Annotated in this window: 21 protein-coding genes; 20 read left to right on the top strand and 1 reads right to left on the bottom strand. The window is 31.0% G+C overall.

Annotated features, from left to right (window positions below):
* Positions 1-28 precede the first annotated feature (28 nt).
* Entirely contained in the window at positions 29-970 is a 942-nt protein-coding gene (locus HKO22_RS04870) for a LysR family transcriptional regulator (RefSeq protein ID WP_169968943.1), read from the bottom strand.
* Positions 971-1,085: 115 nt separating this feature from the next.
* Between HKO22_RS04870 and HKO22_RS04865 the strand changes: the two genes are divergently transcribed.
* From HKO22_RS04865 to HKO22_RS04775, 20 genes are all read left to right on the top strand, one after another.
* Positions 1,086-2,303: a pyridoxal phosphate-dependent aminotransferase gene (locus tag HKO22_RS04865; RefSeq protein ID WP_169968941.1), complete on the top strand. Its 1,218-nt coding sequence runs from the start codon at positions 1,086-1,088 to the stop codon at positions 2,301-2,303.
* Complete coding sequence (locus tag HKO22_RS04860) at positions 2,303-2,737, top strand: RidA family protein (protein WP_169968939.1); 435 nt, start codon at positions 2,303-2,305, stop codon at positions 2,735-2,737. Before HKO22_RS04865 ends, HKO22_RS04860 begins: the two co-directional genes overlap by 1 nt.
* Before the next feature lie 100 nt (positions 2,738-2,837).
* Entirely contained in the window at positions 2,838-2,966 is a 129-nt protein-coding gene (locus tag HKO22_RS10985) for a hypothetical protein (protein WP_268935709.1), read from the top strand.
* 461 nt (positions 2,967-3,427) lie between these two features.
* Positions 3,428-5,176, top strand: a complete 1,749-nt coding sequence (locus HKO22_RS04855; protein WP_169968937.1) for an ABC transporter ATP-binding protein — start codon at positions 3,428-3,430, stop codon at positions 5,174-5,176.
* Positions 5,173-6,894, top strand: coding sequence for an ABC transporter ATP-binding protein (locus HKO22_RS04850; protein ID WP_169968935.1), 1,722 nt, complete (start codon positions 5,173-5,175; stop codon positions 6,892-6,894). The genes HKO22_RS04855 and HKO22_RS04850 overlap by 4 nt, the downstream gene beginning before the upstream one ends.
* Positions 6,895-6,903: 9 nt before the next feature.
* Positions 6,904-7,485: an MptD family putative ECF transporter S component gene (locus tag HKO22_RS04845; RefSeq protein ID WP_075660012.1), complete on the top strand. Its 582-nt coding sequence runs from the start codon at positions 6,904-6,906 to the stop codon at positions 7,483-7,485.
* Positions 7,485-8,180 (top strand): energy-coupling factor transporter transmembrane component T, encoded by a 696-nt coding sequence (locus tag HKO22_RS04840; protein ID WP_075660013.1) that lies wholly within the window; start codon positions 7,485-7,487, stop codon positions 8,178-8,180. Before HKO22_RS04845 ends, HKO22_RS04840 begins: the two co-directional genes overlap by 1 nt.
* Positions 8,174-9,574, top strand: a complete 1,401-nt coding sequence (locus HKO22_RS04835) for an ATP-binding cassette domain-containing protein (RefSeq protein WP_075660014.1) — start codon at positions 8,174-8,176, stop codon at positions 9,572-9,574. Before HKO22_RS04840 ends, HKO22_RS04835 begins: the two co-directional genes overlap by 7 nt.
* Positions 9,567-10,496, top strand: a complete 930-nt coding sequence (locus HKO22_RS11065) for a helix-turn-helix domain-containing protein (RefSeq protein WP_075660015.1) — start codon at positions 9,567-9,569, stop codon at positions 10,494-10,496. The genes HKO22_RS04835 and HKO22_RS11065 overlap by 8 nt, the downstream gene beginning before the upstream one ends.
* Positions 10,497-10,926: 430 nt before the next feature.
* Positions 10,927-11,199, top strand: a complete 273-nt coding sequence (locus HKO22_RS04825) for a type II toxin-antitoxin system RelB/DinJ family antitoxin (protein ID WP_075660016.1) — start codon at positions 10,927-10,929, stop codon at positions 11,197-11,199.
* 688 nt (positions 11,200-11,887) lie between these two features.
* Positions 11,888-12,385 carry a hypothetical protein gene (locus tag HKO22_RS04820; protein WP_144015210.1) on the top strand — a complete coding sequence of 166 codons (498 nt, stop codon included), beginning with the start codon at positions 11,888-11,890 and terminating at the stop codon, positions 12,383-12,385.
* Between the two features lie 317 nt (positions 12,386-12,702).
* Complete coding sequence (locus HKO22_RS04815; RefSeq protein ID WP_075660019.1) at positions 12,703-13,221, top strand: ClbS/DfsB family four-helix bundle protein; 519 nt, start codon at positions 12,703-12,705, stop codon at positions 13,219-13,221.
* Between the two features lie 416 nt (positions 13,222-13,637).
* Positions 13,638-14,279 carry a TetR/AcrR family transcriptional regulator gene (locus tag HKO22_RS04810; RefSeq protein ID WP_169968933.1) on the top strand — a complete coding sequence of 214 codons (642 nt, stop codon included), beginning with the start codon at positions 13,638-13,640 and terminating at the stop codon, positions 14,277-14,279.
* 50 nt (positions 14,280-14,329) lie between these two features.
* On the top strand, positions 14,330-15,634 hold the full coding sequence (locus tag HKO22_RS04805; protein ID WP_169968931.1) for a cation:proton antiporter: 1,305 nt from the start codon (positions 14,330-14,332) through the stop codon (positions 15,632-15,634).
* Between the two features lie 133 nt (positions 15,635-15,767).
* On the top strand, positions 15,768-16,253 hold the full coding sequence (locus HKO22_RS04800) for an acyl-CoA thioesterase (RefSeq protein ID WP_169968929.1): 486 nt from the start codon (positions 15,768-15,770) through the stop codon (positions 16,251-16,253).
* A gap of 57 nt (positions 16,254-16,310) precedes the next feature.
* On the top strand, positions 16,311-16,901 hold the full coding sequence (locus tag HKO22_RS04795) for a hypothetical protein (RefSeq protein ID WP_169968927.1): 591 nt from the start codon (positions 16,311-16,313) through the stop codon (positions 16,899-16,901).
* A 341-nt stretch (positions 16,902-17,242) separates the two neighbouring features.
* Positions 17,243-18,457 carry an MFS transporter gene (locus HKO22_RS04790; protein WP_169968925.1) on the top strand — a complete coding sequence of 405 codons (1,215 nt, stop codon included), beginning with the start codon at positions 17,243-17,245 and terminating at the stop codon, positions 18,455-18,457.
* A 140-nt stretch (positions 18,458-18,597) separates the two neighbouring features.
* Complete coding sequence (locus HKO22_RS04785; RefSeq protein WP_169968923.1) at positions 18,598-20,196, top strand: Na/Pi cotransporter family protein; 1,599 nt, start codon at positions 18,598-18,600, stop codon at positions 20,194-20,196.
* A gap of 144 nt (positions 20,197-20,340) precedes the next feature.
* On the top strand, positions 20,341-21,567 hold the full coding sequence (locus HKO22_RS04780; protein ID WP_169968921.1) for a putative DNA modification/repair radical SAM protein: 1,227 nt from the start codon (positions 20,341-20,343) through the stop codon (positions 21,565-21,567).
* A 10-nt stretch (positions 21,568-21,577) separates the two neighbouring features.
* Positions 21,578-22,300: a TIGR03915 family putative DNA repair protein gene (locus tag HKO22_RS04775; protein ID WP_169968919.1), complete on the top strand. Its 723-nt coding sequence runs from the start codon at positions 21,578-21,580 to the stop codon at positions 22,298-22,300.
* Positions 22,301-22,341 lie beyond the last annotated feature (41 nt).

Raw genomic sequence — 22,341 nt, 5'->3', positions numbered from 1 at the left:
AAGATTATTTAGTTTTTTATATATTGGATTAAATCTGAAAATCTTTTAGGAATTTAATAAATTTTTTTTCTTTATTGGAAAGGGCTTTATTTTTAAGAAAAAATAAATTTACATTTCTTTTAGAATACTTACTTTTTATCTTATAAAAATATAAAGAATCATTAAATTTATCGTATTCAGCCATTCTGTCCCTTATAAAAACAATGCCTTTTCCAGCCTTAGCCACTTCATAAGAAGTTTGAAGCTGGTCCATATACATTAAAATATTTGGTATGAATCCATACTCGTAACAAATATTCATAGCTCTATCGTGAAGATCATTTCCCTCTTTTAAGAAAATGAACTTTTCATCTTTAAAAACTTTTAAATCTAAATAATTTTTATTATTTTTAATACCTAAATTCATAATTTCTTCAGGCTTTAAGGTAAATTTTTCAATGCCTAAATTTACGGGATTTGATTTAGGTACAGCGAGAATTAACTCTTCTTCAAACCATATATCTTTATTAAAAATTTTTAAATTTAAATTTTCCACACATACACCTAAATCAGCCAAATTGCATTTTAAAAAATCTTCAATCTCGCCAGTTCCTATTTCTACAACTTTAATTTTTATTTCGGGATCTATCTCTGAATATTTTTCAATTAAATCAGGAAAAATGTAAGTGCAAAAATAGGTAGGTCCACAAAGTGTAAAAGTATTTTGCTTGGAGTTTGAAATTTTCGCAAGATTTTCTCTAGTTAATTTTTCTAAATTCATAACTTGTTCAATTGATTTAATATAAATTTTTCCTGCTTCAGTAAGCTCAATTGGATTAGATTTTCTGTCAAATAAGATAACGCCTAATTCGTCCTCAACTTTTTTAACAGTACTACTTAAGGCTGGTTGAGAGATAAAAAGGGATTTCGCAGCTTTTGAAAAACTTTTATTTAAATAAACAGCGTAAATATAATCATTATAATTAAACATAAGAACTCCTATATAATTAAATTAATATAACATCATACAATAATCAGTATTAGACGTGAAAAAGGTTTTATTGATATGATTATAACATAGTAGATTTGCAGAAGAGGAGGTAAACATGACTAGAATTGAAGAAAAATTTAAGAAACTGGGAATTGATAATGCGCCTGGTCAGGAGTCATTACAAGATAGTGCTATTTTAGATCTTAGAGGGGAAAAGCTAGAGGGAGAATTTGTTGATTTTTCTCATGGAGATGTAGATGCCCATCCCCCAATTCCAGGTTCTCTTGATAGATTTATAAAATCCTATGAAGATGGTGGAAAGCAAGCTTATTCGGAGTACAGAGGCCACAAGTATATTAGAGAAAATGTTGCAAAAAAAATCACAAAATTCACAGGGGTTGAAATTAATCCTAATAAAAATATTATTATAACGCCAGGAACACAAGGAGCTCTATTTCTCGCTATGTCATCACTTATTGCAGCAGATGATAAAGTAGCCATATTAGAGCCAGATTATTTTGACAACAGGAAGTTGGCGGAATTTTTAGAAGCGGATATTTATCCAATTCAACTTGATTATTTAAATGCTCCTTCAGGAAGTTCGGGAATAGACTTTGATGCACTTGAAGCTGCTTTTAAAGATGGCGTTAGAGTATTTCTTTTTACAAATCCAGGGAACCCAACAGGAGCTGTGTATTCTAAAAAAGAGTTGGAAAAAATTGCAGCTTTGGCAAAGAAGTACAATGTAACTTTACTTGCAGATGAGCTTTATTCAAGACAAATTTTTGATAACCGCAAATATTATCACATGATTAATGAAGATGTTGATTTTGATAAATTAATTACAATAATGGGTCCTTCTAAAACTGAATCAATGAGTGGATTTAGACTTGGAATTGCCTATGGATCAGAAAAAATTATTGATAGAATGGAGAAGCTTCAAGCAATTGTTTCTTTGCGTGCCCCAGGTTATAATCAAGCGATGTTAGAGCTTTGGTTTGATGAGCCTAAGGGATGGCTAGAAGAGAGAATCAAAGTACATCAAGATATTCGTGACGATTTAGTAAAAAAATTTAGAAAGGTAGAAGGCGTTAAGATTAGACCAACAGAAGGGGGATCTTATATTTTTCCTAAACTTCCAAAACTAGATATTAATATTGGAGATTTTGTTAAAGTTTTAAGGGTTCATGCAAATGTTATAGTTACTGTTGGGACAGAATTTGGCCCACAATTTGATGATTGTATTAGGCTTAATTTCTCTCAAGATCCAAAGAAAGCATCAGATGCAGTTGATAGAATAATTGAGATGATAGAAAGGTATAGGGCGAAATAATGGAAAAAAATCCAATTCCTCAAGGTAAATATATTCCAGCGAAAAGATCGAGAGATTTAATTTATTCAGCAGGAATGACTCCAAGAATAGATGGAAAATTAATGCTAGAAGGAAGGGTAAAGGTTTCTGAAGATATTTCTAAATATAGGGATGCAGTTGTGCAAGCGACTAAAAATGCAATTGTAGCGATTGAAAACACTCTTGAAGGCAATGAAAAAATTAAAGATATTATTACAATGACAGTCTATGTGAATGCAGAAGAAGGATTTACAGCCCATTCCAAACTTGCAGATTTTGCATCAGACTATATTGTTAAAAAGTATGGAGAAAGGGCAATTTGCTCAAGAGCAGCTATTGGAGTTCAATCTCTTCCAGGCAATGCTCCTATAGAAATACAAATAATTGCATATTGCGAGAAATTATTGCAAGGATAATTATAAGTATAAAAGAGTTTTTAGTGATGAATTTTTAGGTAAACTTAGGTCAAAGTTTGCTTATTTAAATTATGATCCAACTTATGGAAAGAGATTATTTATGGATAATGCTGGAGGTTCTTTAAGATTAACTGAAGCTATTACATCAAAAATGGATTGGGATTTATTTCCAGACTGTCCACTTCGATATCACGAAAGGGCCTTGGACTTGACAAAAATTGTAGATTAAACAATGGAAGATTGTAGAGTAAAAATCAATTTTAAAGGATGAAAATAAAGTATAAGATAAAAAGCATTTAAGTTAAGAGCTTTTAGGATTTTAAAATGAATCTTAAAAGCTTTTTTATTTTGAGATTATCATGATAATTCTAAAGAGTTTTTATTAACTTTATAAGTATAAGATTAGTCTATTAAAATCAGACAGGCTCGCAAGTTTTCATGACAATCTTAAGTGTTGGAATTTTTAAAAACTTTCTTAATGCCTTTTCAAATAAGCATCTAATTTTTATTGACCATGTTCATTATAAAATTTAAAAATAATGAATTGAATATTCAAACAATAATTGAATAGAAGAAGATTTTTGAATAGAAAAGATTAAAAAGATATGCTACCATATAAATGATAAAAAATATCAATAACAATTAGCAATAAACGCAATATTTATCTATTTATTTCAAGGAGGTTTAAATTTGAAATTATACAAGAAATTATTTTCTTATATGCCAGAGAGAAAAATGCATGGATTTTTATCTGTAATTTTAACCATGGCAGGTATTATAATGCAATTTACGGCTTATTATTTAATATGGCTGCTACTTAAAGATGTTTTTTTAGGAGAAAGTCTTGAGGAAGCTTTAAAAATTGCTACGATTATTTTACTTTTGTTTGTTTCTCATGGACTTTTATATCTTGCAGGAACGTGGATGAGTCATCTTGCGGGATTTAGACTGGAAACAAGATTAAGAGAAAAGGGTATAAGACATCTTTTAGAGGCTTCAAATACTTTTTTTGATGTACATAACTCGGGAAAAGTCAGAAAAATAATAGACAATAATGTGGAACAGACTCACATGATTGTCGCCCATCTGATTCCAGATCAAACGGCTGCTATTTTAACACCATTATTGATGCTGGCTTTGGTATTTACACTTGATATATATCTTGGAATATTTTTTGTGATTATTGTTTTTATATCTCTAATTATAATGAAAAAGATGATGGGAGAAACCCAATTTATGGATGCTTACATGAAGAAACTTGATGAGTTAAACGCAGGAGCAGTTGAATATGTGCGCAGTATGCCCGTAGTGAAGATTTTCAATGCACCAGTCATCGGATTTAAAAAACTATATGATTCAATCATGGAGTACAAAGAAATGGTATACAAATATTCCATGTCTTGCAGAATTCCCTATGTGGCTTTTCAGTGGATTTTAAATATTTTTATAGTAAGCCCTGTTTTCATAGCTTTATTTATGGTTTCACGAGGGGATAGTCCGGCGTTGTGGAGTGCCAAAGTTTTATTTTTCACTCTTTTTATGGGACTGTTTTTTTCAAATACTATGAAGATAATGTATGTATCCATGTACCAATTTCAGGCAAATATGGCAGTTGATAATCTTGAGAATTTATTTAAAGAGATGGAGCAAAAGAAGATAAACTTCGGACAAGATAGGGAAATGGAAACTACGGATATAGAATTTAGAAATGTAGATTTTTCTTATGACGGAGAAAATAAAATACTCGAAAACTTTTCTCTTAAATTATCGGAAAACAAGGTCTATGCTTTGGTAGGCTCATCGGGAAGCGGTAAATCGACGATTGCTAAACTAATCTCCGGACTTTATCCGGTGGACTCCGGTGAAATTAGGATAGGAGATAAAAATATTTCTTCTTATGAGAAAGAATATCTCATGAATAATATAGGAATCGTTTTTCAAAACCCAAAACTCTTTAATGGCGTTACAATCTTTGACAATGTAAAACTTGCAAGAGAAAATGCATCGGACGAAGAAGTTTATGATGCTCTTAAAAAGGCAAGATGCAATGAATTTATTGATAAATTTAAAGATGGCTACAAAGCTGTTATAGGAGCGGAAGGGATAAATCTATCAGGTGGTGAAATCCAAAGAGTTTCAATTGCTAGAATCTTTTTAAAAAATCCAAAAATTATCATATTGGACGAGGCCTCAGCTGCAGCAGACCCTGAAAATGAATACGAACTTTTACTTGCTTTTTCAGAGCTAATAAAAAATAGAACAACTATTATGATAGCCCACCGACTTTCATCTGTGCGTGGAGTAGATGAAATACTTGTTGTAGAAAAGGGAAAAATCATTGAAAGAGGAAATCACAAGGAACTCATGGAAAGGGAAACTCGATACAGAGCTTTTGTCGATTTATACGAATCTGCAAATGAATGGGAGGTTAGTGTATGAAAAATTATATAAAAAATAGATTTGCATTGACTGAAATAGGTGCTAAAGGAACAATTGTTGCGATAAAATACTCTGCCTTGAAGAGCCTATCCTATATGATGCCCATTATGTTTTTAATGTATGTCATTCAGGGACTTCTCGGATTAGGAAATTTTGACTTTAAAATATCAATTATTGTTTTTGTCGCAATCGGACTTTTTATGATTTATGTAATTAACAAGGATTATATAACGACATATAACGAAACTTATAAAGAATCGGCAAATCTTAGGATAGAAATATCCGAGAGGATAAAGGATCTTCCACTATCTTTTTATTCAAGGCATAGTCTAACAGACCTGTCGCAAACTATAATGAAGGATGTGGAAACTGTTGAACATGCCATGAGTCATGCCATTCCGGGATTTTACGGTTTTATGATAAACTTCGCCATTATAGGAGTTTTGCTTCTAGTGGGAAATATAAAACTTGGACTTGCGGTGATGCTTCCAATTTTGGTGTCCATGCTTTTAAGTTTTCTTTCAAAAAAAAGGCAGACGAGGGCAACTGAAATATATTATAAAGAACAAAGAAAATCGTCTAAAATGTTTCAGGAATTAATAGATTTATCCACAGAAATAAAATCCTATAATTTATCTGAAAAGAAGAAAAAAGATGCACTGGAATTTGTAAGAGAACTTGAGAAATATCATATTTCTTCAGAAATCGGACAAGTTGTGCCAATAACTTTAACCGGAATTGTAGGGAATTTTGCTCTCGGATTTGTGGTATATTTTGGACTTACTGAATTAATCTCAGGTAATATTAACATACTTTATTTTGCAGGATATTTATTTGCGGCAGCAAGACTTATTGACGGTGTCGCAGCATTTAATCAATATTATGCGGAAATGATGTATATCGACTCTCCTGTTGAAAAAATAAGGAAACTTAAAGAGGCGCCAACTCAAGTAGGAAGTGCTAGTGAGTTAAATCAATTCGATATTTCAGGAGAAAATGTGGAATTTTCTTATCTTGGCGGGAAAAAAGTAATAGATGATATTTCTTTTAAAGCACTTCAAGGAAAGACAACAGCTCTTGTAGGGCCTTCTGGGTGTGGAAAGACCACTCTTTTAAGATTGGTGTCCAGACTTTATGATTATGACAGCGGAAAAATAATTATTGATGGCAAAGAAATACAAAAAATAAGGACAGAAGATTTATTTAAGCATATATCAATAGTGTTTCAAGAGGTATTATTATTTAACGGCTCGGTAATGGACAATATTAGAATAGGTAATTTGTCCGCATCTGATGAAGAGGTAATAGAAGCGGCAAGACTTGCCAATTGTGATGAATTTGTAGAAAAACTGCCTCAAGGGTATGACACATTGATCGGAGAAAATGGTTCAAATCTATCAGGAGGCGAAAGACAAAGGATTTCCATTGCAAGGGCATTTCTAAAGGATGCAGAGATCATTTTACTTGATGAAATTGCGGCAAGCCTTGATGTAGAAAATGAAAAATATATTCAGCAGTCATTAAATAAACTTACAAAAGATAAAACCCTTATGATAATTTCTCACAGAATGAAATCAATAGAAAAGGTAAATCAAATCATTGTGATGAATAATGGAAAAATTGAACAATCTGGTGTGCATGAAGAACTGCTAAAATCAAGCAAAACCTATAAAAAGATGATAGACTCTTCAAAAAAATCAGAAGAATTTGTATTTTAAGGAGGAAAAATGAAAAAATTTACAGTTCGTGATTTAGTTAATGCAGGAGTATTCTCGCTACTTGTAGTGGCGGCTACATGGTTAGGTGGTATGATTGGTTTTATTCCAATTGCCATGCCTATTGTACCATTTTGTTGCGGTATTGTATCAGGTCCTGTATTTATGTTGTACTCAACGAAGATAAATAAATTTGGAATGATTTTAATCATGGGAATAATTTTTGGGCTGGTGTTTTCAATGTCAGGTCATGGAGCCATAGTATTTCCGCTTATTATAGTATTTTCACTTATCTCCGAATATATTATGAAAAAGGGAGACTATAAATCTATAAAACACGCAAGACTTTCTTATCTAGTATTTATGTTATTTGCGGCGGCAAATCTTATTCCGCTATATTTTGCAAGAGATGCCTATATACAGTCTTTAATTGCACAGGGTTATGGAAAAGAATACGTAAATAAATTAATGAGCGTCATGCCGATGTGGTCCTTTTTACCGATTGTTATTCTTGGAATGATAGGAGGCTACTTGGGTTGCACTATCGGGATTAAAATTTTGAATAAGCATTTTAAAAAAGCGGGAATGGCTTAATGAAACTGGATTTCAGGACAAAGTTCATATTAACCATAGTACTTGGAATTGTTGTGGTAGAAGGTTCCGTAAGTCAAAAATATCCTTTCCTTGGTATTTTATTAGTTGTATTTCCTTATATCTTAGCACTTTTTGACAGAGAAAAGTCCCTATTTTTCAAGGGACTTTTCTATACAGTAATTGCTTTATTGGGGCAAAAGTTTTTGCCACATTTTCAGGGGAATTTTCTTGCTATGGTACTCACTCTCTATTGTGGAATAATACTTAGAATTATTCCGGGCGTGATGATGGGGTATTATGGAGTGACAACCACAAAGATGAGCGACCTTGTATATTCTCTAACAAGGATGAAATTTCCCGATTTTATTATAATTCCGATTTCTGTTATGTTTCGATTTTTCTACTCCATTAAAGAAGACTATAAGGTGATTAACGAGGCGATGTATATGCACGGGCTTACATTAAAAAATTTTTTTAAAAATCCGGCAAGAATTATAGAATACAAATTTGTTCCACTTCTTATGATAACTTCTCAAACAGCCGATAATGTATCAATATCTGCCATGACAAGAGGTATGAGAGTAGGAGAAGAAAGAAGTAGTATTTCAAATGCAAGCCTAAAGTTTTATGATTATATACTAATTTTATTTTCTTTGTTTTTGACGATTTTGTTTATTAAGGTGAAGCTATGTTAGAATTTAAAAATTTGACTCTGGAATATGAAAATGATGAGGGTAAAAATTTAAAAATCCTAGACGATATCAATTTAAAATTTGAAAAAGGTAGCATAAATGTAATAACGGGAGAATCAGGTTGCGGTAAATCTTCTCTTATAAAACTAATAAACGGTATAATCCCAGAGATAACAAGTGCAAAAATATGTGGGGAAATAAAATTAAATGGCGAGAATTTACTGGAAAGTGATATTACAAAAAGAAGCGAGAAAATATCGACAGTATTTCAAAATCCAAAAAATCAATTTTATGCAATAAATTCCCTTGATGAAATAGCCTTTGCCTTGGAAAATAGAAAAATGGAAAAAGAGGAAATTTTTAATAGGATAGAATATTATACCAAACTGCTTTCGACAGAAAAACTTCTGAATAAAGATTTACTTAAATTATCAGGGGGAGAAAAACAATTAGTTGCCATAACCTCTGTTTCTGTCATGGATAACGAGATTTACCTATTTGACGAACCTTCCGCATCACTGGATAGAGAGTCTATAAAGAGGCTTTCTGAAGATATAAAAATTTTAAAAAAACAGGGTAAAATTATAATAATTGCAGAGCATAGGCTTTATTATTTAAGGGATATTTTGGATAAAATTTTTGTAATTGAGAACAACAAAATTTTTTCATATGACAAAAATAATGTAGATGATGTTTTGATAAAAAAGCATCATCTCAGGATTTTACAAAATATAGAAGAAAGGGATTTTAAAAATGATAATTATACTGAAAAAAACTTATTTGATAAATCATATAACGAGGAAGATGAATTAATTTGCAAAGATTTTTATTGTAAATATAGCGGAGGAAAAGAAATATTTGATTTTTCAATATCTTTTAGCAAGGGAATTCATTTTATAATTGGAGAAAATGGAATCGGAAAATCTTCTTTTATTAGAAATATTTGCGGACTGAATAAGGGGCAAAAAGGAGAAGTATACTATTGTAAAGAAAAAATAAAAAATCACGGCGATCACATATCTCTTGTGATGCAAGATGTAAATTATCAACTTTTTACAGAATCGGTATATAGCGAGATTTCCATTGTATCAAATGATGAAAAATTAAAAGAGGAAACTTTAAGAGAATTTGAGCTTTGGGACAAAAAAGACTTTCACCCTCAGAGTTTATCGGGAGGAGAAAAACAAAGGCTTGCTCTTGCACTTGCAAAGGCAAGTCCAAAGGGTATTGTAATATTAGACGAGCCTACATCGGGGCTTTGTTTTAAAAATATGAGAAATTTGATAAAAGTAATAAAAGAAATGAAAGAAGATGGAAAAATCATTATTATAATAACTCATGACTATGAGTTTATAAAAATGGTGCAAGAAAATGTGGTGAAATTTGTAAGTGGATAAAAAAGGATATGAAAGTTGGGGGTTTAAAGTATCGCCAACAGAGGATAAAAATATTTTTGATTATGAGGGAATTGAATATCCAGAAAATAAAATGAGATCCTATGCCATATTTCCAGGCATTACTGTATTATTTATAGATTTTAAGCATAGATATATGGCTGAAAATTCGGAAAGCGAGGGCACATATGGATATAGAATTGGATATTCATATGAAGGCAATTATTATACTCATATAAATAACACAAGAGTTTTGATAACAAGGGAAATATTTGTGGGAAAATCCCTTCCCAAATCCTTTAAGTCCTATTGTACAAGTGATAGGACGATTGCTTTTAATATAGCCATATCACCAAAACATATAGATCATAAAGCCAAGAGTTATGAAATCATCTCAAAATTTTTAAAAAATGTAGAAAATATTAAAGACTTTGGTTATATTTTCAACAGCAGAGAGCTAACATTTCTTTCCAATCAATTAATAGAAGCCTTAAAAAATAGAGATATGATTTTAATAAGACTAAAAGTATTGGAACTTATGTATAGGATAGCAAAGGAAAAAGTTACAGAAAACAGGACAAAATATTACAAAGAGGATGCGATGAAAGAAGAGATTTATCAGATAGAAAGCTACCTTAAAACTCATATGAAAGAAGACATCGACCTAAATAAAATTTGCAAAGAATTTAAAATTTCAAAATCATACCTAAACAATAGGTTTATGCGTATATTTCAGTATACTCCCATGAGATATTTAAATAATATGAGATTAATTAAAGCAGAGGAAATTTTAATATCAACAAATAAAAATATAATTGATGTGTGTGAAGAAGTGGGATTTAAAAACCCTTCTAATTTCGCAAGGTCCTTTAAAAAATTCACAGGTCTAAGCCCAAGTAAATATAGAAAACATAACAAAATTTGAAATATAAAACAAGGCTTGTGAAGTATAAAACTTTTTTTAAAGGTGATGTTAAATAGTATATAGAGGTAAAGTTTCATATAGAAGATGGCAAAGAATCTGAGAAAGTGAAATTTAAAAGAAATACTAATCGGTGAGGGGAAGCTATCTTATCAAAACAGAAGCAATTGTTGTGATTTTTTATAGAATAGATAGCAGGAAGGGATATAAATAGATAAATAAAAACAAAAGGTCTATTAAAAACAGTGTTGGTTATAAATCATCAGCACTATTTTTATTTTGAGAATATAATTAAAATAGACATAGAAATCATATTCCTATAAATGTAGTTGCGCCTAAGTACTAAGGAGCTATTTTACGAACCGTAATATAATGACAATGTATAGACTATGCACGAATTTTATATCATAATCAAGTTAATGGAGATGATATTATGGCTACAACTAATTTAAATATAAGGACAGATAAAGAAATAAAAGAAGCAGCAGAAAAAACCTACTCTAATTTAAGTTTAAATATGACAACTGCAATTAATATCTTTTTAAGAGCTAGTATTAGAGAAAGAGGAATTCCTTTTGATTTAAAATTAAATGTTCCCAAAGATGAAACTATAAAAGCTATAGAAGAAGGAAGAATGATAGCTAAAGATATGAATGTGAGCTTTTATGATAATATGGATGATTTGAAAAAAGCTCTTGAAGTATAAAATAAAGTTTACTAGCAGATTTAAGTCAGTCTTTAGGCTCAATAGAGTTGGTATGGAAAGAGAAAGATTGACGGAGTTATTACAAAAATTATGGCTCTTGGTAGTCTATTAGATGTAGAAATGATAATAGTGAATATGTCTATGATTATAAGAGACTATCTGTAGAAAATTCTTTAAGGGAATTGATAGATAAAAATATAATTGAAAGAAGGGGCAAAGGCAGAGCAACATATTATGTTAAAAAATAGGACTGATAGCATCTACAAAAGCAGGTCCTATTTTCATTTTCAATTTTTAGAAGTAATAGTATAAACATTTTAAATTTAATATTCATCCGAAAGGGTGCAGTCAACGCAAAGACCAATGACCACATTTATTTATTGAGGCAGTGAAACTTGACTATCTATTTTTGATTTATTTTTGCTTTTAATTTGTAATATAAATAATATGTTTACAGAAAAAAGTAAAGAGGACTTTAAAGACAAAGAAGTAGCTACACAGAATGATTATGGTAATTTCTAAAGAGATATTGACAAATAAGGTCTGAAGTGTGAAAATAAAAGTGATAAACCATATCAATAAAAAGAAGAAAGAATTGAATAAAAAATAGTAAGCCTATTGATGGCATTTGTAATGATAGCTACAATTTTATCTCCAAGCTATGCTCAAGCCTCTGAGTATTCAGATTATGTTAAACATAGTGAGGCAACTTTGTAGAAGATGGAAAAAATATAAAGTTGAAGAAGATTTGATGTCTAGAGGAGATAAAATCAAAACTACTTCTAATTTTTTTACTGATGAAGGGGTATTAATAGAAACTCAGATTATAACTGTCGATAGATCAGTTGGCATTGTTTACTTTGAAAACAGAAATTCAGATCAAGAGCTTATAAATTCAGAAAGCTATAGCTTTGATCAAATTTTAGAACTAACAGAATCTGATGAAGAAACACGTGATGTATTTGTTACTTATTCCAATGATCGTGGGAAATTTGTATTGACAGCTACTTCTGCTGGATTACTAGGGGCAGGTGGAATTATGCCATGGAATGTTCGAGCAAGCGTAGATGTGTATTCAAGTCCTTATAGAACAGGAAAACATTACACAAGATTCTATGGAGATTTTTATACCACTGACGGAGAATATATTACGAGTTTACATTGGAGTAAAAGGGGATATCATTAATGAAAAATGCGCTCTTAAGAGCCTTAATGTATAATATCATTGGACTTTTTATTATGGGTGTTTTTTATTTTTTGAAATATGATATAAATAAGACTCATACAAAAGAAATGTTATTAATAATATTTCTAGGTGAGGTTTGTTATTGGTTAACTGTTCTAATTGGATTATTGGTTATTAAAAAATTAAAAAGTTAAATAATGAATTTTAGCATCTATCAAATTGGTAGCGGCATTATTGCTTTTCACAATTTATAAATGATAAAATAGTTTTAGTTTAAATAAAGGAACTTATAAATTAAGACTTATAGAGGTGATTTTTTGCGAGTGTATAAAGATAAAGAGGAACTCAAGGCTGAAATAAATAAGACATTTAAGAAATATATTTCAGAATTCGATGACATTCCAGAAACTTTAAAGGACAAGAGAGTTAGTGAAGTTGACAGAACGCCAGCAGAAAACCTTGCTTATCAGGTGGGATGGACGACTTTAGTCCTTAAATGGGAAGAAGATGAAAGAAGGGGACTTCAAGTAAAGACGCCATCGGATAAATTCAAATGGAATCAATTAGGCGAATTATATCAGTGGTTTACAGATACCTACGCTCATTTATCTCTGCAAGAGTTGAAATCTAAATTAAATGGAAATATTAATGCTATCTATGATATGATCGATTCATTAAGTGAGGAAGAATTATTTAAACCACATATGCGAAAGTGGGCTGATGAAGCGACTAAAACAGCAGTATGGGAAGTATATAAGTTTATTCATGTTAACACTGTTGCACCCTTTGGAACATTTAGAACAAAGATCAGAAAATGGAAGAAGATAGCGTTATGATTACAGTTATTTAACTCAAATATTAAATAATAAGTTATAAGAAAATTCATGAGGCAGTAAATCAATAGATTTACTGTTTTTTTTTGCTTAAAATCAAGGAAAAAGGACAAAAAATTTATTCCATTTATTAAAAACAATAACACCAAAATAAAAAAGATTTTTTGCTGTGAAAACTACAGAGATTATTTCATTTGAGATTAAAAAGTAAATATAATCTTTCCTCAGTTTTTACATTATTTTATTGACATCTATTATAAATAATTGTGTGAAAACTAATAAGAAATTTCAAATTTTTCTCTATAAAAGAAGGGACAAATCTATAAATAAAAGAAAAGTTTACTTTTTAGTTATTGACTGAACGGTCTATGTTTTACTATAATAGACCACGTAGTCAATAATAAATAATGGAGGTTAGAATGAAAAAACAAGAAAAAACTCAAAAAACTAAGGAGCGTATTATTGATGCCGCACTTAAAGAATTTGGCAGCAAAAGTTACGATGCGGCATCAGTCAATAGCATCTGTGAAATAGGAAAGATTTCCAAGGGATTGATTTATCACAATTTTAAAGGGAAGGATGAGCTCTATTTGCTTTGCGTAAAAGCTTGCTATGATGAAATGACAGAGGCTTTGAAGGCACAGCCTTTTGAAATTCAAAGTGCTAAAGATGGCTTGAAAAACTTCCTTATGATTAGACAAAGATTTTTTCAAGACAACCCCCATTATGCTAATATTTTTTTCAATACAGTTTTACAACCGCCAAAGCATCTGATTCATGAACTTGCTAAGTTGCGCAGTGGTTTTGATGAGTATTTTAGTGAGTATTATCTTGCTCTTTTGGATTATCTCACATTGCGAGAGGGGATTACAAAAGAGATAGCATTGGAATATTTTTTAGGTGTCAGTGAAATGTTCAATAACTATTTTCAAAAAAAATCAGAACAAAAAGGTGACTATCGAGAATTTGTTGATGACCACGAGGGAAAATTATCTACAATTTTTGACATCATATTGTATGGTTTAGCGAAGGAATCAACAAAGAAAAATGGTGAAAATTAAAAAAACTTTATATGTAATAGACTCTCTTTAGAAAGATTAGGTGAAGCGAAATGATTATATTATTTTTTAGGCTACTTATAACAATAGGAATTGCATTTTTTGTGGGTAAGCTTGTTTCTAAATTGAAATTACCATCAATATTGGGATGGTTGATTGCTGGAATGTTTTTAGGACCGCATGCACTTTCACTTATAAATCAAGAACTTTTAGATGCGCAGTGGTATCAGACAATTAATCATATTCTTGAATGTGGTGTCGGTTTAATGATTGGGACTGAGCTTGTCTGGAATAAAATAAAAAAGTCTGGAAGGGCTATTGTAATTACAACACTGACACAATCCTTGGGCACTTTTTTAATTGTATCACTGGTTTTCGGCATAGTATTCTACAAAGCGAATATCCCAATATATTTGGCATTCATTTTTGGCGGAATTGCACTTGCAACAGCACCAGCTCCAGCCTTATCCATTGTACGAGAATTTAATACAAAAGGACCAGTTACCGAAGCCTTAATCCCCATGGCAGCCTTAGATGATATTGTAGGTTGTATAGTCTTTTTCACGACTATTGCAATAGTTGCAGGCAATCTTTCTGCCGGCGATTTACCAGCATACATGATTACTCTTATTGTAATACTGCCTTTGCTTATAGGCATTGTAACAGGTTTGTTAGCTGGCTTAGTATTGAAAAAAGAGCGAAGCAAATCTTCTACATTGATTTTGTTGATTGCCATGATTATAGTAGCATCTTCTGTTGGATTTATTTTTAATATATTGATTTTGCCTCGACCTGTTTTGAATTTTATGCTAATCGGCATGGCATTTTCCGCAACCTTTTCCAATATGGTTTCAAAAAAACGTCTTGTACAGATCATGCATAGCTTTAGCCCTATTTTAAGCATCTCCATGATTGTTGTAATTCTAAACTTAGGAGCACCTTTAGATTACCACTTGATTCTTGGAGCTGGTTTATTTACTGTAATTTATATTATAACAAGAGCAGCAGGAAAATATTTTGGAGCATATTTTGGAGCGAGCATTACAAAATGTCCTGAAACTGTAAAGAAATATCTTGGCTTAACACTTTTACCACACTCTGGCGTTTCCTTGGTATTTACTGGGATCGCCGTTTCAGTTTTAGCTACACCAGCTCCAAAGTGTTCAAAAATTGTTCAAGGAACCATTGCAGCAGCAGCCGTAATTAACGAAATTATTGCGGTAATAACCGCCAAAAAAGGATTTGAATGGGCTGGAGAATTGGGTAATACAAAGAGCGAGAAGAAAGCAGGAATTAAGTATAAAACTATTAAACTAGAAGATCATGAATCGGAGGAGAATAAAAAAGCAGAAAATTAGATTAAAATAACTTAAAGACAAGGTAAAATAAAATTAGAAATCATATTTCCAAGAGATTTTTTATTTTTAAAACTCAAATGTGGTACAATAAAAATATTAAAAGCAAAATTAATTATAAACTTGGAGGAATAAAATGAATAAAGAAAATAAAAATATTGCCATTCAAGAAACTTATGGTGAAAGATTTCAATACTGCTGGGGTTGCGGTCCTAAAAATCACGAAGGCATGCACCTAAAATCCTATCCATCTGAAGATGGAAGAGAGTGTATCGCAAAGGTAACTCCAGATTCTGTATATACTGGTGGCGTTCCTGCAAACCTTTTTGGCGGAATGATTGCAATGATCTTCGATTGTCACGGAACTGCATCTGCGGCATGGTTTAAGCATCATGATTTAGGTCTTGAACTGACTAAAGACACAGTAATAGGTCGTTTTATTACTGCAAGACTTGAAGTTGATTTCAAAAAACCAACTCCAATGGACGTGGAAATTACTGTTAGGGCAACTGCTGAGGAAATTGGCGAAAGAAAAGTCATAGTAAATATGGTAATGGAAGCTGATGGAGAAGTTCGTGCAAAGGCAAGGATGGTTGCAGTTGGAGTAAAGGACAATATGTAGTTTAAAAGAAATTGCTTTAAATCTCTTTTTTTAAAATTTAAAAGTTTCGAGGTTATTATGGATTTAAAAAACAAAAATATTATAGGCATTTTAATATATTTTACATCCTTTGTTATTAGCTTTGGTGTTTTTGCAATTATTAAAAGAGTCGAACTAATTCCAATAATTAATAATCTTATACTTGGATTTAATTTTTTATTTTTTATAGGACTTCAAATTTTTTCATTCTATAAATTGACAAGAATTGAGCTTAATAGATATATAAAAGTCATACTATTGATTTTTCTAATAATTTGTGCTTGTATTTCTTCTTTTTTTATCTTTTTAGCATCTGTGTTTTCGGCAAAAGATGACAGAAGTTTAATTTATGACGGAGAAAAATATTATGTTTTAAATGTAGGTTGGCTGGATCCAAATTATGAAATTTACAAGAAAAATTTAATTACTATGAATAAATTGGATAATGGTAAACTTGGCGATGTTCTTTGTGATTTAAATAAAATAGAAAATAAAGAAACTAGAGAAATTTTAAAATTTCTAATTTATGGCAGAAATGGAATTTCTATTAAAAATACAGAAGAAAATTTTAATTATCAAAGTGAAAGTATTAAACATAAAAATTTTTCTAATAATTTTCAAATAATATAGAAAATAAAAATGAAACTTTAAAAGATTTTGAAACTTTAAAATAAAGGAAAAGTGTGGTCATTATTTTTAAATTATTGCAATATTTTGCGAAAAAATATTATTGATTGGTTAAATTGAAAAGATACAAATAAGAAAGACATTTTTGTACATTGACACTATACTGACGATAATATTTGCTCTATCTATTTATATAATTGCATAAATTTAATAAAAGTCTTACAAATTTTGATAAAAATTAATCTATGTTTGCAAATTAAACTTGCAAACTTTTTTTATTTTTTGAAGAAAATTTATAATATGATGATATAATAATAAAACTAAGACTTTGAGGGGAGATTATTTTGAAGAAAAAAGGAATTTCTACTGCAATGTTATTTATAATTTTATTTGGCATTGTAAGCTTATTTTCAGACATGACACATGAAGGTGCATCGAGCATTAGAGGAGCTTATCTCACTGTACTTGGAGCATCGGCAGGGACTATTGGTTTTATCTCGGGGCTTGGCGAACTAGTTGGCTATTCTATGAGATATGTTTTTGGAAAAATTACTGACAAGACTAAAAAATATTGGACAATGGTAATTTTTGGTTATGTACTAGATATTTTGGCTGTTCCTGCTCTTGCACTTGTGGGCGAAAATGGTTGGCTTGCTGCATCACTTTTACTTGTGGTGCAAAGAATGGGGAAAGCAATAAAAAAACCAGCTAAAGATACTATTATGTCCTTTGCTGCATCGCAGGAAGGCGTGGGAAAGTCCTTTGGAATACAAGAGATGTTAGATCAAATTGGTGCATTTCTAGGTCCAGTTTTTCTATATCTAGTTATGTTATTTAAAACAGAGGGCAGCATTTTTGAAATTTATAGAACTTGCTTTGCATTTTTGGTAATTCCTGGTTTCATTACAATCCTTTTTTTATTTTATACGAAGATGAAATTTCCAAACCCAGAGCGTTTTGAGCCAGAGTCAAAAAGGGAAGAACCCTTTAAAATGAAAAAGTCCTTTATATATTATATTGCGGGAATTTCTTTTTTTGCCTTTGGTTTCATCGACTATTCAATAATAATTATGCACATAACTAAAAATTTTACAGCAGGAAATATACAAACATCAAATTTAATTAACAGTGGAACAATTCCACTACTTTATGCAGGAGCAATGCTTGTGGATGCCATTGCAGCACTGATTTTCGGTCATATATACGACAAAAATGGAGTAAAGGCTCTAGTAATTTCCACAATTATTTCTGCACCTTTTTCAATTTTTATCTTTGGATTTAAAAGTATTCCTGCACTTTTATTTGGATTGGTCCTTTGGGGAATTGGCATGGGTGCACAGGAATCAATTTTAAAGGCGGCAGTAACTTCCATGGTACCAAAGGAAAATAGAGCCACTGGATATGGAATTTTTGAGTCTTCTTTTGGATTTTTCTGGTTCTTGGGTTCGTGGTTACTTGGCGTAGTGTATAGCATTTCTATTCCTATTATGATAATTATTTCTATGACGACGCAGCTTCTTGCCCTTCCACTATATTTAAAAGTTGTAAATACAAAATAATTTTAATTAGGCGAGGAATCGCCTTTTTATTGCATAAATACTCTAAAATCTTTACTAAAGATTTACATTTTTTTTACTTTTTCTTTAAAAAAGTTCAATTATATTGTAAGATTAAATTGAATAAAAAATTGGGAGGATTTATGTCAATTAATTACTTTATTGAACTATTGGGAGGTCTTGCTTTATTCTTATATGGTATGGAAATGATGAGCAGCGGCCTCGAGCTAGTTGCAGGTGACAGACTTCGCATTGTTATAGAGAAAATGACATCGAGTTTTTTTAAGGCAATACTCGTTGGAACCTTTGTAACTGCGATAATTCAGTCGTCTTCTGCAACTACGGTAATGGTTGTGGGTTTTGTAAATGCTGGACTCATGACAATCTATCAAGCAGTTGGAATTATAATGGGGGCAAACATTGGTACAACAATAACGGGACAATTAGTTGCACTAAATATTTCTACAATTGCACCTATAATTGCCTTTGTTGGGTTTTTGTTAAATACATTTTCAAAAAATAAAAAGAAAAGATACATTGGTCAAGCAATAATTGGACTTGGATTTTTATTTATGGGAATGCAATTTATGAGTGATTCCATGGAGCCTCTACGAGAGTATCCTGGCTTTGTAACTCTAATGACAAAATTTGATAATCCAATACTTGGCGTACTTGCTGGTACAATTATTACTGCAATAATTCAGTCATCATCTGCATCTCTTGGTATTTTGCAGGCAATAGCAAATCAAGGAGTAATACCACTTAAATCATCAATGTATATAATTTTTGGATTTAACATTGGTACATGTATTACATCTGTTTTGTCATCAGTTGGATCATCTAAAAATGCAAAAAGAACTGCATTAGTCCACGTGCTATTTAATATTATTGGTACAATAATATTTGTAACAATTTCCTTTGTCGTTCCTATTGATAAAATAATAATGAATTTTTCAAGAGATCTGCCAGCAGCACAAATTGCCAACTTGCACACAGCTTTTAACGTGGCTACTACACTTATGCTTTTTCCCTTCTCTAAAAAGCTTGCAGACCTATCCTTTAAACTAATTCCTGGTATAGATAAGGAACAAGAAGAAATGTCTTTACAATATATAAACAAAAATATTGTCAAAGACGCACCTGCAACCTTTACTGATGTAAAAGCAGAAATAAAAAGACTTTTTGAAATTTGCAATGAGAATTATAAAAGTTCAGTTGCTTTACTCAAAAATTTTAACGAAGAAGTATATGATAAAATATTTAGACGGGAAGAAGTAATAAATTATTTAAACAAAGAAATTTCAGCCTTTATAATTGACTCTCTTGGACTTGCAATGAATGAAAAGACTTCAGCAAATTTTGCGGCATATCTAAGGATATCTAGAGACATGGAAAGAATTGGAGACCATTCCAAAAACATCGCCGAAGTTGCTAAATTAAAAGAAGATCAAAAACTTGAATTTACAGATAAAACCTTTGAAGAATTAAAGGAAATAAATGAAATAATCGAAAAAATGTTTAACTCGGCAATTGCAGAATTGGATAAAGACGAAAGGGTTGCTTTTCTGCGTGAATCCAACGAATTAGTGCAAAAAGACGCTTCTCAATTTAGAAACAATCACATGATTAGGATGAGAGAAAAAATCTGCAATCCTGAAAGTGGACTTTTATATGAAAAGACTCTCGCAGCATTGGAAAGAATTTCATCTTATATTTCTAATGCAGGAAAACTTGCAATTTAATATTTTAAAAATCTGCTCATGGTAGCAGATTTTTTTATGTGAATTTTTAGCTTGTATAAACAGAGAAATAGAAAAACTATTTTGTAATAAAAATATATGTTTACAAAACATGGGTTTTAATGATAGAATGGATTTGGTGGTAATATGGAATTAATGGAAAAACTAAGAATACTATCAGACGCCGCTAAATATGATGTTAGTTGTTCCTCTTCTGGTTCAAATAGAAAGAATAGGGGAGGACTTGGTAACGCAGATGTGAGTGGAATCTGTCATTCTTGGAGCGAAGATGGTAGATGCATATCACTGTTAAAAATACTTTTTACAAATCATTGCATCTATAACTGCAAGTATTGTGTAAACGCAAGGAGCGTCGACTCAAAGAGAGCAGCTTTTACAGTGGAGGAAGTAGTAGATCTTACAGTTAATTTTTACAAGAGAAATTACATTGAAGGACTGTTTTTATCTTCTGGAATTTTTAAATCCTGTGACTACACAATGGAAAAATTAATTGAAGTTGCAAAAAGGTTGCGCGAAGATGAAAATTTTAATGGCTATATTCACATGAAGGCAATACCAGGTGCTAGTGAATATTTAATCAAAGAACTTGGGCGATATGTGGATAGGATGAGTATAAATATTGAGCTTCCAACTGAAAAAAGCCTTGCACTTCTTGCACCAGAAAAGAAAATTGCTGAAATAACTAAGCCCATGGATTTTGTGTCAAAAACATTAAAGATAAATTTCCTTGAAAAGAAAAAATATAAAAATTTTGGGCGAAAAAACTTGTTTTTGCCAGCGGGACAAACTACGCAGATGATTGTTGGTACAGGCGACATTCACGACAGAGATATAATGATGAGGTCTCAATCTCTTTACGATGACTATTCTCTAAAAAGAGTTTATTATTCTGCCTATGTGCCAGTTCGTGAAAATTCTAATTTGCCAAAGTTTGCTACACCACTTCTGCGAGAACACAGGATTTATCAGGCAGATTTTTTGATTAGATTTTATGGTTTTCGTGCGACAGAACTTTTAAGCGAGAGAAAAAAAGATTTTGATTTAAATATGGATCCAAAAATGGATTGGGCAATTGAAAATTTTGTAGAGCCTATTGAAATAAATAAGGCGAGGGCAGATGAACTTTTAAAAATTCCAGGGTTTGGTCCAAAAACTGTGAAAAAAATTATTGAAGCACGAAGGGTCTTTGCTCTAAATTTTGAAGATTTAAAGAAGCTTAGAATTTCTACAAAAAGGGCTATAAATTTTATAACAGTTTCGGGGAAATATTATGGCAAAAAGTTTGACTCAAGGGAATCTCTTCGCTCCATAATTTTGGAGAGAGAAAATTCAGAGCAGCTCACATTTTTATAGAGAGGGAAATATGATTTATGTATATGATGGAAGTTTCCAGGGACTTCTCACAGTAATTTTTGATTCTTATAAAGTTTTGGAAGAAGTGAAAGATATTGTCAAAAAAACTGAACAAGAGGATTTTATTAATGATAGAATAAAATGTGTAACAGAAAAGGACAAGGCAGAACGTGTAAAAAATTCCATAATAAAAAATTTTTCCTATTCCTTTTACGAAAATATCTTTATGGTTTTTTCATCAAATAATGAAAAAAAGGAAATTGCCATTGCCAAGACGTTGAAAAAATTATATGTAAAGGGATTTTATTACATCGAAAGTGCCGATGATTATGTAGTTTTATTTAGAAATATTTTAAAAAGAGTTTTAGGGGAAATTCATTCATACAAGGGACTTCTTCGATTCGATGAAAAAGATGGCTTTTTATTTGCAAAATTTAGTCCAGAAAATGATATCTTGTATTATATCTTTAATCATTTTAAAAGAAGACTTGTAAAAACAAAATTTATAATTGTAGACATAAAGAGAAATCGAGGAGTAATTTACAATGGAGTTAGGGCAGAATTTTTTGATTATGAAATGAAAGAAGATTTTAAAATTGAAGACGATTATGTAGACCTTTGGCGAATTTTTTACGATGCAATTGCTATTAAGGAACGGAAAAATGAAAGGCTTAGGGTACAGAATATGCCTAAAAAATATTGGAATTACCTTCCAGAGATAAATAGACTTTGAGAAAGTTTTATGAATTTTTCATAAAGCTTTTTTTATTGTAA

This window comes from Peptoniphilus faecalis, assembly GCF_012976305.1.
GTDB lineage: Bacteria > Bacillota > Clostridia > Tissierellales > Peptoniphilaceae > Peptoniphilus_A > Peptoniphilus_A faecalis.
The sequence above is the reverse complement of the archived record's forward strand: the minus strand, read 5'-3'. Positions and strand labels throughout refer to the sequence as shown.